We start from the raw sequence: 15,890 nt of genomic DNA, 5'->3' as shown, positions 1-15,890 counted from the left end.
ATTCCAAGCCTCGTTAACTTTTTCAATTTTTCTAGTATTTTCAATTCTACGATTATAACCTTCAATTTCTTGTTCACGTTGACTATTTAATTTCGCTTCTACATTAGATGCCGCAGTATTCACTCGTCCATCTGGATCCTTATAAGGCACCCAATTTTCCCAATCTGGTCCTTTTTTTCGCCCAGCACGCTCACCAGTTTTAACATTTACCCACACTTGATTAAGCCCTAACGGATCCACCCACTGATTAGGATCACTTACATAAGCTAAATTATTTAATCCACCATTAAGCCCAATTGGATCTTTAGAAATATAGCGTGCACTGTGCGGCTCATAATATCTGTAACGGTTATAGTGTAGTCCTGTTTCCTCATCGTAATATTGACCTTGGAAACGAATCTCTGTTTGCTCAAACGGGTTGTCTGGGTTTTGTTGGCTGATCTCTTCTGCTCTGCCCCATGTGCTTTGTCGGATACTCCAAATACATTCACCTAACTCATTACTCAGACTTTGCGGTGTACCCACTTGATCACAGTGGTAAAAAGCGACGCGTTCGAGTTCAGTGCGTTGTTTTCGCGTTTCTGTTTTCCATACGGGGTCTTTATAAATCGAATATGGCTCAGTTTTAAATCGGCTGTAGTCTGGGGTGTCAATCAGTTTGATAAATTGGCTATAGCCTGCCTGTAGGGCTGGCACAAAGCTGTTCGGTTCATAGATATAGTGCTTGGTGTATTCCTGTTTGTTGTGGTGATCGGCTTGGCTATTCTGAGCTTTATGCGCTGCTATGGTTTTAGACTCCCAAATCATCAGGTCACCATCCCAACCAAATAAGGTTAAGGTCTCTGTGCCCTTTTGATCTTGGGATTTTTTATACAGGCGTCGGCCAAATACGTCATAACCATAATGGGTGATGCGTCCATTATGATTACTTTGAATTAATCGATTCAGGTTGTCCCATGTGAGTTTTAAGGTCTTGTTGCCCTGTGTGGTTTCAATCACATTGCCTTGTGCATCATAGCTGTAGCGTTTGCCTTGGTATTCTCTAATCAGATTGTCTTTGACTTGGCTGACTTGAGTGGCAATCGGATCAATCAGATTCCCTGCGGGGTCAAAGCTAAAACTTTCTATGTGCTGAGGACTTTGGCTTTTAATCAAGCGTCCAATCGGGTCATAGTGGTAGTTCAGTTTGCCCAAACGACTGTCGTCGACTTGGGTGAGTAGGTAGTTCTTGTCGTAGTGGTAGTGGCGCTGTGCCTGATGCAGTACTTTTGTCTGTTGTGATGGATCAAGTGGCGATTGGGTTTCTTGCTCAGGCTGAATCTGTTGGGAGATCAGTAACCCTACATCGTTATATTGGTTGCGTTGAATCAAGCCATTGGCCAAGTAACGTTCTGTTTCTCGGTGCAAGTCATCACGCTTAAAGCCAATCATGTCTTTTTGATTGAGGGCAATGCCGTAGACATGACCTGATCCATAACTTAAATGTGTGACTTCATGGCCATCCGGTCGGATGGTTTTGATCAGATTGCCTAGTTCATCATAGTCATAACGTAGTACTGCCGTCATCGGATTGAGATCAGGCAGTTTGTAGTGCTGATGTTCTCGTATTAATTGCCCAATTTGATTTCGGTAGAAGTCGATTTGGCTGTGTTCATTGCTGACCCGACTGAGTTGGCCATTGAGGTTATAGTCAAATGTTTCTTTCTGCGTTTTACGGCTTTCAATATGGGTATACAGTTTCTCTGCAATTTGCCCATCAGCATGGTAACTAAACTGGATGATGACGTTTGGCATACGGATTTGGAACAGGCGTCCATTTTCCATATAGGCATAGTGGCGTTCTTCGCCATCAAAGCTTTGTTCCCGCATCAGTTGGCCAAAACCGTTATAGTCAAACAGATATTCGGCATGGTTTTGATTGATCAGCTTTTGAATACGCCCTTGTTTGTCCCAGTGATAAGCAATTTGATGTTTATTGGCATCGATGCGTTGGGTCAATAAGCCACTTTGATTATAGCTGTATGTGGTGACTTTGCCTGCGGTATCGGTATGTTTGAGTAAGCGTCCTTCTTGATCATGTTCAAAGTGTTCTTTGAGGCCATCTGGATAGATAATGCTTTTTAATTGGCCTTTATCCATGCCTTTTTCACTGTAGATATACTGTACTGCATGAGCTGTGGCATCTTGTTGTTGTTTGAGTTGCCCTTCTTCATCATATTCCCATGCACTTTCTTTGCCTGAGCAGTCGCTATAACGGGTCATTTGACCGAGTTCATTGTACTGCAAGGTCCTTTTACCGCCTTTGGCATCGATGATTTCTGTGAGTTGTCCTTCGGCGTTATATTTGTATTGGGTCACCTGCCCCAGTGGATTGATCTCTTTGCTGACATTGCCCTCAGCATCGTATTCGCGTTTCCAAATATTGCCTTCAGGGTCTTTGGTTTCGATTAAGTTGCCTTGCTCATCATAGGCAAAGCGGATGATCCCACCATTGGGCTGCACGATTTTACTCAGTTGCCCAGCTTTATCATATTCTTGTTGGATTTCTCGCCCTTCGAAATCAATTTGGCGTGTAATGCGTTTGTATTGATCTCGGGAATACCATGATTCTCGTCCATCAGCGAGTCGAGTGCGGTAAGTAAAGCCTTCTAGATCAAAGTAGTAATAAGTCGGGTTGTCATAGGCGTCATAAACGGCAACTTGGCGTAAGCGCGGATGCCATTTGAGCTTGGTATGGAAACGGCCATCATCTGCCCATTCTTCAATGGCTTTGGCATCCACTGCTGTCGATTCATAACGAATGTTTTGTCCACGTCCCGTACGGTCACTGTAGCGTGTCAGTTGATGGGCATGGTTATATTGATAGTCTCGGGTATGACCATTTTCATCGATGGCTTTAATCAGGTTACCTTGGGCATCATATTGATATTGGGCTAAGGGTTGTGCCTGCTCATCAACAAATACGGCAATGATTTTAATCTGATCGTTGTAGGCAAATTTCAGGCTGTGCTGTGCGGTTTTCAGTTTAAAATCGACTTGCTTCAAGTAGGCTTGTCCATTGACCACCAGATAGTCTAAATCCACCTGTTCATTGCTTTTGGTATTGTGCTGTTGAATCAGATGGTAGGTGCCATGCAAATTCTGTGCGGCATTAAAATTGTGGAAGTGAAAGCTCCAATCACCGCCAAAATTCAGGGTCAAATCACCGTTCTCTAAGGGAACAACCACAAAACCTTCAAATGGCACTTCGTAGGCTTGCTCAGTAATACTGGCTGGCAAGCGGTGTTTACGTCCATTGCTGTCAATAAACAGATAACCATATTCGGTCGCTTCAATCCGATTGGAAAACGGCATCATCCAACGTGCACCGATACAACTGTCATCAAACTCTGACATCTGCGAGTTGTATTGCCGGCTAAAACCAAAACCAAGTTTAGACAGGTAGAAATCGCTATGTTTGACTCGTTCAGCACCGATCGCATAGCTAATACTTTGTCCTGTGGCAGAATCTCCTGCTTTAGTGACACAACTTGGATCATTTAATGCATTCGCCTGTAGCGAGACAAACTCTAAAATATCCCCTTTGACATGGCGCTCCAATTCACCGGTTTGTGAGATCGGCACACTGGCACTGACCTTTTCCCCGAGTGCCTCAATGGCTTTTAAGGTTTCATCGATCAACCACATCAGGGTGTATTTCTGCCCACCGGCTTGTTGTTGCATCGCCCCTGCAAGGGTGCTCAAGGCAAGGCTGGCTTTAATTTGCAAGTTCATACCGGGAATCAGGGGAAAAACAGGTTTAATATCGGCTAAAGATGGGGTGGCCAACAAACTGGCCAAGGGCGAAGCCCAGTTGGTGAATTGTTCCTTCGGATCACGCTTATCAGCACTCGCTCCCCCACCGCCCGCTGCAATGGTGGATGCAGTCAATACCGTACTGATATTGGGTTTAGGCAGTGCCAGTGTCGTTAATATTTGGGTACCCAGCGCACTGGCACTAGAGAGCAAACCACCAAGTTTGCCTTTGGTTTCTTTAAGAAATAATCCCAAGTCCCCAGCAATACGGGCATTGAGATGCAGCGACAGGCGTTTGATGTCGCCTTCTCGTATTTGTGACCACCTTCTCGGTATAAGCACTCGGCCATGAGGCCTAGCATTGGGCGTAAGGCCATACGCACATGGGCTTCCGCTTGCGGTGCCAAAAATAAACCAATGAGATTAGCACTCAACATCGCGACTTGTTGTACGCCGAGCTCGCCTTGTTTAGGCAGTAAGCTATATAAAATCAGATCCAGTACACTGCCCGTAAGTGCAAAGGAGTTTGCCACCATCGGCACATTCGCCGAGGGTTGTAAATTCGATAAATTGGTATCACCACAATCATGTAAAAAACGCTGAATTTGATTGGCCATCATTTGCAAATCGGTTGGACTGCGCGTGCTTTCAAGGTTAAATACCGCCACCTCAACTGGTTGCTCAACCACGTCTTGCTCAGTCTCACCTACTGAACTTGCACCTGATGCACTTGCGTTATTCACGTCTTGAAATGTCATACCGAACCTTTATTGTTTATTTTTAGATTTGTTTTATGAAAAACATTTATTTTTGAAATTAAAATTGATTAGAAAATCTAATTATTCTGTATGCATTCTATACATATTTATGTTTTTTAACAATTTTGCTGTATAGGTATTGTTTTTCTAAAATAGGAACTAGGCTAACTTCACTCTTAAGTGCTAACAGCACTGAGTTCCTAAATTAATAATCATCTCTTAGCCTTTCTTGACCAAGTAATGAAATTCTTTATTGCCCTGTTCATCGAGACATTCTTCTTGAAGCAACAATTCATGACCCAAATGCATACAGAATTTTGGAATATCCCATGAGGTTGAATTGTCAGTGGCAAAGACTTCAACAATATCGCCTGATTTTGATTTACGAATCGCTTGGTGCAGCATCATTACAGGTTCAGGGCAACGTAAGCCTCGAGTATTTAACTGAATTGTAGCTGTAGATGTATCAGACATATTTAAACTCATTTTTTCAACTCAAACTATTTTAACATAAGCCTATGACTGACATCCTATCTAGTCTATTGCTTTCACCTTAGTGATAATCACCTGCTGCTGATATTTATTTACGTTTTGAATGTCGACTTGGAAACCATTAATTGAAACCTTTAGAGGTTTCAGAATATCACTACGACAATAGCGTTTATGAAATACTTGATCGAAAATCGTTGCATAAATTGTTTGATTCTCGATTTTAAATGTCATCGCAGTAAACTCTTGATCTGTGTTCAAGTGATAAGCGATTGACTTCTTTAGGGTTGGCTCATGAATTCTCTGTTGAGCTTTAACGTTATTTAAACTCTGAAGCGCTTTACCACACCCACCTAAAAACTCGGCATGAACACCATGAAATGCATGAATAAAATAATACGGTTCATCACTATATTCTTGAACTTTTTCAGTGTTGGTATTCGAAGAGGAATACTGCTGTAGCTCTGTTTGTGCAACCACTAGATTCGTGATTATCATTGCACAAAAGATCAGAATAAGTCTTTTTATCATTGTTTTGTCTTATGCTTTGAATAGAATTTATCGACTAAATTTAATCACATTATTCATCTGTTTTCATCGACACCGAACAGTTTCATCTTTTGGTTCATGGATAGAGATAGACATCTGTATTTTCTACGGTATGATAAAAATTATATTTTAATTTGAAAGAGTCTTTAGGAAAGATCATGCACGATGAATCAGGCACATCATGGGGTATGCGCGGTTTACGCAAATGGCTAGGCACAGCGCCAGAAACCCGAGATGAACTGTTAAAATTAGTACAAGATTCACGTCGATTACTCGAACCTGATACGGTTGCTATGCTTGAAGGGATTTTTGAACTTCCAGCGACCAAAATTCGTGAGGTCATGACCCCACGCACTTCCATGATCAGCTTACAAGAAGATGATGAATTACTTGATATTTTGCAGGTGTTAATTGACTCTGCACATTCACGTTTTCCAGTGTTCTCATCTGATCATCCTGACACTGTAGTTGGGATTTTGTTGGCCAAAGATTTACTGCCTTTCTTGGCCAATCGTGATGCAAAAATTACGGTGCACGCTTTAATGCGTCAACCGATTTTTGTCCCTGAAAGCGCACGTTCAGATCAAGTGCTGCGTATGCTGAAAAATACCCAAACCCATATTGCGATTGTAATTGACGAATATGGCACAACCTCAGGCTTGGTCACTCTAGAAGACATCTTAGAAGAAATTGTCGGTGAAATTGAAGATGAGCATGACAATATCGATGAAGAAGCCAACTTCATTGTGCCTGACACTTCAGCACAGGCAGCCAATACATGGTTAGTCCAAGCACTTACACCGATTGAACATTTTAATAATGTTTTAGACACTGATTTTTCAGATGATGAAGTAGAAACTATGGGCGGTCTTTTGCTTCAAGAGATTGGCTTGGTGAGTGATTTAGAGGGTCAAATTATTGAATTGGACGCATGGACATTTACCATTGTTGAAGCAGATGCCCGTACCATTCATCTGATTCGAGCTGTACGTCAATGAGAGCCTACTTTAACAAGCTGCTAAATTCTTCAGAACAACAAAAAACACTCCCTTTGATTTATCCACTTTTGATTGCACTCACTTCGGGTGCAATCTTTAGTTTGGCACTGGCCCCTTTTTATTGGTGGTGGATTGCGATTTTATCGCCTGCCCTGCTGTATGCCACTTTACATAAACGTTCTGCCAAACAAGCCTTTGGCATTGGTTGGGCCTATGGTTTTGGGCTCTGGTTTGTGGGTGCGTTTTGGCTGTATACCTCAATCCATGTCTATGGCGATACCAATGCCTATTTAAGCGTGCTCATGATTGCGATCATGGCCTTAGTCATGGGTTTATTTACCGCCATCCAAACTTGGCTCTATCGTCGTTTCTTTCCTGAAACTCCATTGACCTTTGCGCCAATTTGGGTATTTTTCGAGTGGGCGAAAACGTGGGTCTTTACTGGGTTCCCATGGTTGTTTGCCGGCTATGCCTTTACCGAACGCCTGCTTGATAACTATGCGCCTTTGTTCGGTATCTATGCGGTTTCTTTTGTCGTTATTCTGCTTGCTGCAGCCTTGGTCGAAGTTTTACGTAAACGTGTCTTTTGGCTGATTCCATCGGCACTTTTAGTGCTCGGTGCTTGGGCGGTTTCATTCATTCAGTTTGTGGAACCCAAAGCAGAAAAGCCATTATCTGTTTCACTCATTCAGGGCAATATTCCGCAAGATTTAAAATGGCTGACCGAATATCAAGTCAAAACCTTAGAAATTTATGCCAACTTGAGCCGTAGTGAATGGGGACGAGACCTGATTGTCTGGCCTGAATCTTCGATTCCACTGTTCCAATCCGACATTAAAATGTTCTTGTCTGCGATGGATGATCAAGCCCAAAGCACTCATACTGCATGGGTGACCGGCATTCCCTATTGGGATCTTGAAGAGTCCAAGGTTCAGGGCTACCCGATGTATTACAATGCCATGATGGCATCAGGTAGTGATGCATTTGGTCTGTATAAAAAACAACGTTTGGTGCCCTTTGGTGAATATATTCCACTTTCAGGTTTCTTGAGTTGGGTTTTACCTGCCCTACAAAATGACCCATCCATGAGTGGTTTTTCTCAAGGTGCCAGCGATCAGAAACCTTTTAACATTAAAGGTCATCATTTGGCGGCCGCGATTTGCTATGAAGTGGCTTATCCAAACCTGACTCGTCGCAATGCAGTCGACAGTGATTTCTTGGTCACCGTGTCCAATGATGCGTGGTTTAAAGGCACTGCTGGACCTTTACAACATTTACAAATGGTACAAATGCGTGCCAAAGAAAATGGGCGTTGGTTTATTCGTGCTACCAATACGGGTGTGACGGCATTTATCAATGAACAAGGGCATATTGTTAAACAAGCGCCAACCGATCAAAAAGCGGTACTGCGTGGTGATTTGCCTGCCTTTGAAGGTCGAACCCTGTATAACCGACTCAGCGATTGGCCGATTTTGATTTTCTCAGCGTTGTTGTTGCTGATTGGTTTCCGCTTTCGCCCACGTAAAGTGGATGTGAGTTTTAAATCGCGTCGCTAGACAATCTAAATCTGCAATGAAAAAACCGAGGTCAATGCCTCGGTTTTCTATAATTCAATATAATAAAATTCATTTAGAACTGAGTCGCTAAAAACGACATCATGCCAGTTAAACTCAGCATTGGAATATAGCGATACACCTTCACCACAGCACGTTCAAACGCTGAAGCTTCAGTTTGTTCAATCGGCATCACAGTGGCATTTAAAGCAGCATAAAAACTGATGATCGAACAGGCACTAAATACGCTGATGACCATAAAGCCAATCATAATCTGACTACTGCCCTCAGTCGATTGCCAAAGATTCATAAAGAAATGACTCAGTGGAAGAAGGCTAAGAATCAAAACAACAGATTTCAGCATCGACCAATGACATTGATTGATTTGATCTGACAATAATACTGTTTTCATCGCACCCTCCTTTATTTAATCCCTGTTATGAGTGCTATTATGCAAGATTTATTTTAAATAAAAAGTCTATATTGATTCATGATTTGGATTTATTGTAACCATTCAATATGGGAATAATTCTTATTTTAACTCTCAACTCAATATATTTTTATATTCTATTATTTATCAGTATATTATGATTATTTTATTAAATAGGAAGGATTATCAATTCACTTAATCTTTATTTATTCGATTCAATGAATTGATTAATCCCATCAAATTTAATTTAGAATGATTCTTAATCAAGGCTGATAATAAAGATCGGCATCATTTCCTTCGCCACCTTGCTTACCATCGGCACCAAAAGAATATAAATCAAAGGTACGACCTTCTGAGCCTGGAATCACATACTGCAGGTCATTGTCCCAGCTATCTTTCGGGTAACCGCCTTTGACATAACCGCCCGGCAACCAGTTTTTTGCAGAAGCCGGCTGATTCACCAAAGCATCGAGACCACCTTCTTGCATGTTTGGATAATGGTTATTGTCCAATTTATATTGATCCAATGCCCCAGCCACCCCTTTCAAGGTAATTTGTGTGGTATCGACTTTGGCTTTTTCTCCCCGCCCCATCACGTTGGGCACAATCAATGCCGCTAATACGCCTAAAATCACGATCACCACCATGACTTCAATTAAAGTAAAACCTGACTGTTTCATTTGTTTTGTCTTCCGTTGCATCAATATCTCTCGACTATTCGGTCTAATTTTTTAGATTCAATTTTAAAATACTGTAGATGATTTAATCGAAATAGGATTGCGCTAAATCATATTGTTCATATTGACGATTGGCAACATCACCGCAATCACAATCACCAAAACGATACCTGCCATCAATACCAACATTAAAGGCTCGAGTAGTGCCAATAAGGTTGAAATCAGTGTGGTGACTTCACGATCCTGCATATCTGAAGCACGTTTTAACATCCGATCGAGCTCACCTGAGCTTTCACCACTTTTAATCATTTGTACCATCATCGGGGGGAAATAACCGCAGCGTTCCAGTTGCGAGGCTAAGTTACCGCCCTCTGTGACTTTCTCCGCTGCCACATTAACCGCATCTCGGATGACCCAATTGCTACTGACCGCTGCCCCAATTTTCAATGCATCGACCAAAGGCACACCGGATTGGGTCAAAATCGATAAGGTACTGGAAAAACGGGCAGCATTAATGCCTCGTGACAATTTACCAAACAACGGCATTTTCAAAATCAACCGATCAAAGGCATAATGGCCGGCTGCAGTTTTTAGAAATCGCATTAATAGAAAAATACCGAGGGCAGATGCCACCAACATAAAAGGCCACGCCTGACGAATGATTTCACTGGACTTCATCATCACCACGGTAATCCATGGCAAAGCTTGCTTACTTTGATCAAAAGTCTTGACGATATCCGGCACGACATAAGTCATCAGCCCCATAACAATCGCAAAGGACATAATCATCAAAATGATCGGATAGATCATGGCCGCTTGAATTTTCTTTTGCATGGCAAAGCGGTTTTCAGTGTAATCCGCCAATTGATCTAATATCAGATCGAGATGCCCTGAACGTTCACCTGCTGCAATGGTGGCAATATACAGATCGGGAAAGCGCCCTGACTGTTGCATGCCTTGTGCAAGCGAATGCCCTTCCATGACTTTAGAACGCACTGAGGACAGAATATTTTGCACATGCGATTTTTCACTTTGTTTGGTCACGGCGCGAAGCGCTTCCTCTAAAGGAATGCCGGCTGCCACCAACACCGCCAATTGACGGGTCATGAGTGCCAAGTCATAAGCGGTAAATTTTTTCTGAAACCAACGACTCGACTGCTGCTTGTCTTTTGGCTCGACAGCATCGACTTGCACAGGAATCCATTGCTTGTCCCTGAGTTGTTGTCGAATTTGACGTGCTGAATCACCCTCTAACACGCCTTTCTGCTGCTTCCCTGATGCATCTATGGCAATATATTGATATGCAGGCATTATAATGCTCTAGTTTTCCAAATTATTTGGTCATCACTGTTGCTTCAGACCACTAAAATCATTCATATTCTTGGTGCTAAATGACAGCACACTTTAGCATAAGCCATCACCCTTCACGATCATTTTTCAACTAGCGAATTCGTCTAACTTATGACAAATACTTGTTTAAATAGCTCAGATCTTTACCGCATTCGTGTTGCTGTGCCTGTGCATGTCTATGATTGTTTTGACTATAAAGTCTCACAAGTTGAATATGATCAGATTCAAGTTGGGGCACGTGTTGCCGTGCCTTTTGGCCGTCAACATCTGACGGGTGTGGTGACTGAAAAACTCAGCCCAGATACCCCAATCGATCCACGCTTTCAGCTAAAAGCCATCACTGAGCTGTTAGATGATCATGCCATTATCGATGACAAGGTTTTAAAATTAGCGGGCTGGGCAGCGCAATATTATCAATTCCCGATCGGTGAAGTAATGCATACCGCCCTGCCGACTTTATTGCGCCAAGGTAAACCGTATAATCTTTTGGCGCGTACATGGAAAGTGCTAGATGAACATGCAGAAGCCAAAGTCAAACGCTCTGAAAAACAACAAGAAGCCTATAAAGTTTTAAAGTTGCATCCGCATGGGACTTTAGAAACGATTTTGAATTTAAGTGGCATCGAAACTGCAACTTTAAAAGCGATTGAAAAAAAAGGCATTATCCGCTGTGAATTAGAAAACCAAAATTTCAGCCCAGAACCGTTGCAATTGGCACAAATGCCGTTGACCGCCAACGATGAACAAAAAAAAGCGATTCAAACGATTTTAAAAGCACAAAACAAATATCAAGGTTTTTTACTCGATGGTTTGACGGGTAGTGGTAAAACCGAAGTCTATTTGCAAGTCATGCATGAGGTGCTGAAACAAGGCAAACAAGTATTGGTGTTGGTGCCCGAAATTGGACTGACCCCACAGACGGTTAGCCGTTTTCAATCTCGTTTTCATTGCAACATTGCGCTATTACATTCGGGATTGAATGACTCGAAACGCTTACAAGCTTGGCAACATGCACAAACAGGGAAAGCCTCGATTATTTTAGGTACACGTTCTGCGCTGTTTACCCCTATGCCCAAATTGGGCTTGATCATTTTAGATGAAGAGCACGACCTGTCTTTTAAACAGCATGAGGGCTTTCGCTATCATGCCCGTGATGTTGCCATGTACCGCGCGCATTTAGAGCAATGTCCGATTGTTTTAGGTTCAGCCACACCGAGCATTGACAGTTTCTCTTTGGCACAACAGGGCAAATTGACCCATTTGCAATTGAATCATCGTGCCGGTGGGGCGTTGATGCCAAAAATGCATTTGATTGATCTAAAAATTGCCAAGAAGCAGCATGGCATTTCAGACACACTGATCAAAGAAATCCAAATCCGTTTGGACAAAAAAGAACAGGTGCTGATTTTCCTGAATCGTCGCGGTTATGCCCCTGTGCTGATTTGTGAAAGCTGCGCATGGCAAGCCAATTGTCCGCACTGTGATGCACACTTTACCCTGCATAAAAAGCCGTATGAGCATTTGCATTGTCATCATTGTGGCACCATCAACCGTGTGCCTGATGCCTGTCCTCAGTGTAATCAGCAAACCTTAAAGCCGATTGGCATGGGCACCGCAAAGGTTGAAGAAAGCCTGAATGAACTGTTTCCCGATCATCCAGTGCTTCGGGTCGATCGAGATTCCACTTCTCGGGTCGGCAGTTGGCAAAAGATTTATGATCAAATTCATCAAAGTGAACCGATGATTCTATTGGGCACCCAAATGTTGGCCAAAGGGCATCATTTTCCTTATGTCACCCTTGTGGCGATTTTGGATATCGACTCAGGTTTGCTCAGTGTCGATTTTCGTGCCACTGAGCGTACTGCGCAACTGATCATACAAGTGGCAGGTCGTGCAGGACGGGGCGATAAAAAAGGTGAGGTGTATGTACAAACACTTCGTCCTGATCATCCGCTATTTAATACCCTGATTCATAAAGACTACCGTGCTTTTGCCAAAGCTACCTTGGCCGACCGTCAATTGGCACTGATGCCGCCTTGTCGCTATGCGGTATTGTTACGTTGTGAATCTAAAAACCAAGAAGATAATCAACGGTTTTTAACCGAGATGACCCAACTGTTAAGACAACATGCGGGCGATTTGATCGATATTTGGGGGCCGATTCCTGCGCCCATGGAACGTAAAGCCGGTCGCTACCAAGCACATGTAGTATTGCTATCACAGGATCGTGCCAAAATGCATTTCTATGTCCGAGAATGGTGGCAACAGGTGTTGCATTACAAGCCCTCGAGCATGAAAGTCAGTATTGATGTCGACCCACAAGAACTGAGTTAAATTGAGGGTTTGATGATTGAATGTGGAACCCTGTGTCCGATCAACAAATTTTTATACATGGCATTGTGGTTCAGCATTACAATCAAGTCAGATCAATAATTAAACTTAGGATGAGTACATGCCGTTAATACTTCAAATCACCCTGTTCTTAGGTGCAGCGTTAATCCTGGTGCCTTTGGGAAAACGTTTGGGTATTGCGACAGTATTGGGCTATTTATTTACCGGTATCATCCTCGGTCCAAATGTGCTGAATATTGCACAGGATTCCACTGCCATTACCCATTTGGCAGAGTTTGGTGTGATCTTACTGATGTTTCTGATTGGTTTAGAGTTACGTCCACAACGCCTCTGGCAAATGCGTCATTCGATTTTTGTGGTGGGGACGGCGCAAGTGCTGATCACAGGAATCGTGTTAATGGCCACCACATGGTTGCTGTTTCAACGTGATTTCTCTGCCAGCTTTGTGATTGGTTTTGCCCTTGCCTTATCTTCAACCGCTTTTGTATTGCAACTGCTTGCAGAAAAACAGCAACTGAATAGCACCCACGGTCAGCAATCCTTTTCCATTTTACTGTTTCAAGATATCGCTGCGATTCCGTTGATTGCGGTGATTCCCCTGCTCGCAGGCGGTCAAAGCAGTCATCACGGTATTGCTTACTTTGCAGCGATTGTGGCGACCTTTAGCGGGCTATTTTTATTTAGCCGTTATGTGATGCGTCCTTTTTTCAGATTTATTGTGCAAAGTGGTGCCACTGAACTGATTACGGCTGCAGGCTTATTTATTGTGATTGCGGTGGTGATGCTGATGGATGTACTCGGCATATCTACGACTTTGGGTGCTTTCTTAACTGGCGTTTTATTGGCTGATTCTGAGTTCCGCCATGAACTTGAAGCCAGTATCACCCCATTCAAGGGATTATTGCTGGGTCTGTTTTTTATGACGGTGGGGATGACCACACCGTTGGATTTAATTGTGGATACGCCATTATTGATTATTGGTGGCGCTGTGTTACTGATGGCAATCAAGGCTACGGTAATGCTCGCTGTGGCACGTTACTTCAAATATGAATGGGGACAAAGCGCGATGATTGCGGCGTGCTTGGCACAAGGCGGAGAATTCGCCTTTGTGGTCTTGGCCGTCGCTAAAAGCGAAAAAGTCATTACTCAAGCCATTATGGATCCAATCATTCTGATTGTGACGTTGTCTATGGCACTCACCCCGATTTTATTTTGGATGGTGAACAAATGGCTGGTACCGCTGTTTGAGCAACATGTTGAACCGGAATACGATGACATCCCCAATCAACATCCTCCAATGATCATTGCCGGTTTTGGTCGAGTCGGACAAATCATTGCACGTTTGGCGCATATGCAACGCATCCCGTTTACCGCGATTGATAACAATTTGGAGCGGATTGATTTCGTGCGTAAGTTTGGCGGTAAGCTCTACTATGGCGATGCCACCCAACCAGAGTTGCTGCGTTCTGCAGGCATTCAAAGTGCCAAAGTTTTTATCTTGGCGGTGGATGACGTTGAAGTGTCAATGAATGTGGCACGGCATATTCGACTGAATTACCCCAACCTGTTGCTGTTGGTACGTGCCCGTGATCGCTATCATATGCATTTACTCAAAGATCTCGGCATTGAGCATATTTGGCGAGAAACTTATTTGTCTTCACTGGGGATGGCCTACCGTGCTTTATGTTTACTCGATGTGCCTGAACAAGAAGCCCATGACAGTATTGAGTTGTTCCGTGATTATGATGAACAACTGATCAATGAACAGCAACGAATTTATACCGATGAACAAAAAGTCTATGAGAGTTATCGTAACTTTTTAGCAGAACTTGAACATATTTTTGAAAGTGACTCAAAAAACTTTGAACACTTAGAGCCCAATTTACAACATCAACCCGATGTGACGTCTGTGCGAAATCAACAACTTAAAGATAAAGATCGGCTTGATGAGATCAATGTTTGTCGTGATGAAGAAAATTAACTTGTGATTTGCAATATAATCACCATCTAAGCAGGGATTTGGAGAATTTTATGTCTGATTTACGTCAACGTTTTTTTATTGAAAATAGCCCTGTGCGTGGTGAAGTGGTTCATCTCGAAGACGCTTTAAAAACCATTTTATTGCAACGTGAATATGCACCTGCGGTGAAAATTCTTTTGGGTGAAATGCTCAGTGCAACGGCGTTATTGGCCAGCACATTGAAAATCAAAGGACGTATTAGTCTTCAGATTCAAGCATCAGGTTCATTAAAATGGGCGATGGCTGAATGTAATCACTTGGGTGAAGTGCGTGCCCTAGCAGACTACGAAGCGGATGACCGTTTTGCTGAAGCCAGCAGCAGCTCGACCGTACTGTCGACTTTGCTTAATCCAGTTTTGTTTATCAATATTGAGCCGGAGTTTGGTGAACGTTATCAAGGGATTGTGCCACTTGATCAACCGAATTTAGCCAAATGTTTAATGCAGTATTACGATTTGTCTGCACAGATTCCAACCCGTATTGTTCTAGCAAGTTCAGAACAACGCTCAGGCGGCTTACTGATTCAATTGTTACCGCGTAACAATGAAGAAGAACAGCAACGTGTTGATGAAGACATTTGGCCACGTTTAACCATGTTGACCGAAACACTGAAAGCTGAAGAATTAACCGATTTGGATGCGCAAGAAATTCTTTATCGTTTATATAACGAAGAAGAAGTACGTCTGCCTGAAGCGGAACAACTGCATTTCGGTTGTACCTGCTCGAAACAGCGTTGTGCCGATGCGTTAATTCAAATTGGTGTAGATTCTGTGCGTGAAACTTTGGAAGAACAAAATCCAATTACCATGGATTGTCAGTTCTGCCAAACCCGTTATAGCTTTAGTGCTGAAGAAGCCTTAGGACTATTCGGTGAACATTTAAGTTAAACCTTATCGGATCCACAAAGCTAAGCCATCAG

The 15,890-nt window shown here is 42.9% G+C and carries 9 protein-coding genes and 2 pseudogenes; 5 read left to right on the top strand and 6 right to left on the bottom strand.

Features of this window, described 5'->3' with window-relative positions; all coding sequences use genetic code 11:
• Positions 1–222 precede the first annotated feature (222 nt).
• The 3 genes and pseudogenes from G8D99_RS01565 to G8D99_RS01555 all read right to left on the bottom strand — a co-directional run.
• Positions 223–4,553 (bottom strand): annotated as a pseudogene (locus G8D99_RS01565) (RHS repeat-associated core domain-containing protein); the annotation flags it as partial.
• Between the two features lie 219 nt (positions 4,554–4,772).
• Positions 4,773–5,027 (bottom strand): sulfurtransferase TusA, encoded by a 255-nt coding sequence (gene tusA / locus G8D99_RS01560; protein ID WP_166322007.1) that lies wholly within the window; start codon positions 5,025–5,027, stop codon positions 4,773–4,775.
• A 60-nt stretch (positions 5,028–5,087) separates the two neighbouring features.
• Positions 5,088–5,522 (bottom strand): hypothetical protein, encoded by a 435-nt coding sequence (locus G8D99_RS01555; RefSeq protein WP_166322005.1) that lies wholly within the window; start codon positions 5,520–5,522, stop codon positions 5,088–5,090.
• Between the two features lie 227 nt (positions 5,523–5,749).
• On the opposite strand from G8D99_RS01555, the gene G8D99_RS01550 reads away from it, so the two are divergent.
• Positions 5,750–6,589, top strand: coding sequence for an HlyC/CorC family transporter (locus G8D99_RS01550; RefSeq protein WP_166322003.1), 840 nt, complete (start codon positions 5,750–5,752; stop codon positions 6,587–6,589).
• Positions 6,586–8,145: an apolipoprotein N-acyltransferase gene (gene lnt, locus G8D99_RS01545; RefSeq protein ID WP_166322001.1), complete on the top strand. Its 1,560-nt coding sequence runs from the start codon at positions 6,586–6,588 to the stop codon at positions 8,143–8,145. The genes G8D99_RS01550 and lnt overlap by 4 nt, the downstream gene beginning before the upstream one ends.
• A gap of 73 nt (positions 8,146–8,218) precedes the next feature.
• Here lnt and G8D99_RS01540 read toward each other — a convergent pair whose 3' ends face one another.
• The 3 genes from G8D99_RS01540 to gspF form a co-directional block, all read right to left on the bottom strand.
• Positions 8,219–8,554, bottom strand: a complete 336-nt coding sequence (locus tag G8D99_RS01540) for a hypothetical protein (protein ID WP_166321999.1) — start codon at positions 8,552–8,554, stop codon at positions 8,219–8,221.
• 281 nt (positions 8,555–8,835) lie between these two features.
• Positions 8,836–9,273 carry a type II secretion system major pseudopilin GspG gene (gene gspG, locus G8D99_RS01535; protein ID WP_166321997.1) on the bottom strand — a complete coding sequence of 146 codons (438 nt, stop codon included), beginning with the start codon at positions 9,271–9,273 and terminating at the stop codon, positions 8,836–8,838.
• A gap of 81 nt (positions 9,274–9,354) precedes the next feature.
• Positions 9,355–10,560 carry a type II secretion system inner membrane protein GspF gene (gspF, locus tag G8D99_RS01530; protein WP_166321995.1) on the bottom strand — a complete coding sequence of 402 codons (1,206 nt, stop codon included), beginning with the start codon at positions 10,558–10,560 and terminating at the stop codon, positions 9,355–9,357.
• Positions 10,561–10,710: 150 nt separating this feature from the next.
• Here gspF and G8D99_RS01525 point away from each other — a divergent pair, with 150 nt between their 5' ends.
• From G8D99_RS01525 to hslO, 3 genes and pseudogenes are all read left to right on the top strand, one after another.
• Positions 10,711–12,933: a primosomal protein N' gene (locus G8D99_RS01525; protein ID WP_166321993.1), complete on the top strand. Its 2,223-nt coding sequence runs from the start codon at positions 10,711–10,713 to the stop codon at positions 12,931–12,933.
• A 118-nt stretch (positions 12,934–13,051) separates the two neighbouring features.
• A pseudogene (locus G8D99_RS01520) lies at positions 13,052–14,807 on the top strand (monovalent cation:proton antiporter-2 (CPA2) family protein); the annotation flags it as partial.
• Between the two features lie 175 nt (positions 14,808–14,982).
• Positions 14,983–15,858, top strand: a complete 876-nt coding sequence (hslO, locus tag G8D99_RS01515) for an Hsp33 family molecular chaperone HslO (protein WP_166321989.1) — start codon at positions 14,983–14,985, stop codon at positions 15,856–15,858.
• Positions 15,859–15,890: the final 32 nt, after the last annotated feature.

It is taken from the genome of Acinetobacter lanii, from assembly GCF_011578285.1.
GTDB classification, from domain to species: Bacteria; Pseudomonadota; Gammaproteobacteria; order Pseudomonadales; family Moraxellaceae; genus Acinetobacter; species Acinetobacter lanii.
Note: the sequence above shows the minus strand (reverse complement) of the source record. Positions and strands in the feature narration are given on the sequence as shown.

Coding starts and splice junctions, on each gene's coding strand:
- hslO (WP_166321989.1), top strand. CDS start 14,983: ATGTCTGATTTACGTCAACGTTTTTTTATTGAAAATAGCCCTGTGCGT.
- tusA (WP_166322007.1), bottom strand. CDS start 5,027: ATGTCTGATACATCTACAGCTACAATTCAGTTAAATACTCGAGGCTTA.
- gspF (WP_166321995.1), bottom strand. CDS start 10,560: ATGCCTGCATATCAATATATTGCCATAGATGCATCAGGGAAGCAGCAG.
- G8D99_RS01540 (WP_166321999.1), bottom strand. CDS start 8,554: ATGAAAACAGTATTATTGTCAGATCAAATCAATCAATGTCATTGGTCG.
- lnt (WP_166322001.1), top strand. CDS start 6,586: ATGAGAGCCTACTTTAACAAGCTGCTAAATTCTTCAGAACAACAAAAA.
- G8D99_RS01550 (WP_166322003.1), top strand. CDS start 5,750: ATGCACGATGAATCAGGCACATCATGGGGTATGCGCGGTTTACGCAAA.
- gspG (WP_166321997.1), bottom strand. CDS start 9,273: ATGCAACGGAAGACAAAACAAATGAAACAGTCAGGTTTTACTTTAATT.
- G8D99_RS01525 (WP_166321993.1), top strand. CDS start 10,711: ATGACAAATACTTGTTTAAATAGCTCAGATCTTTACCGCATTCGTGTT.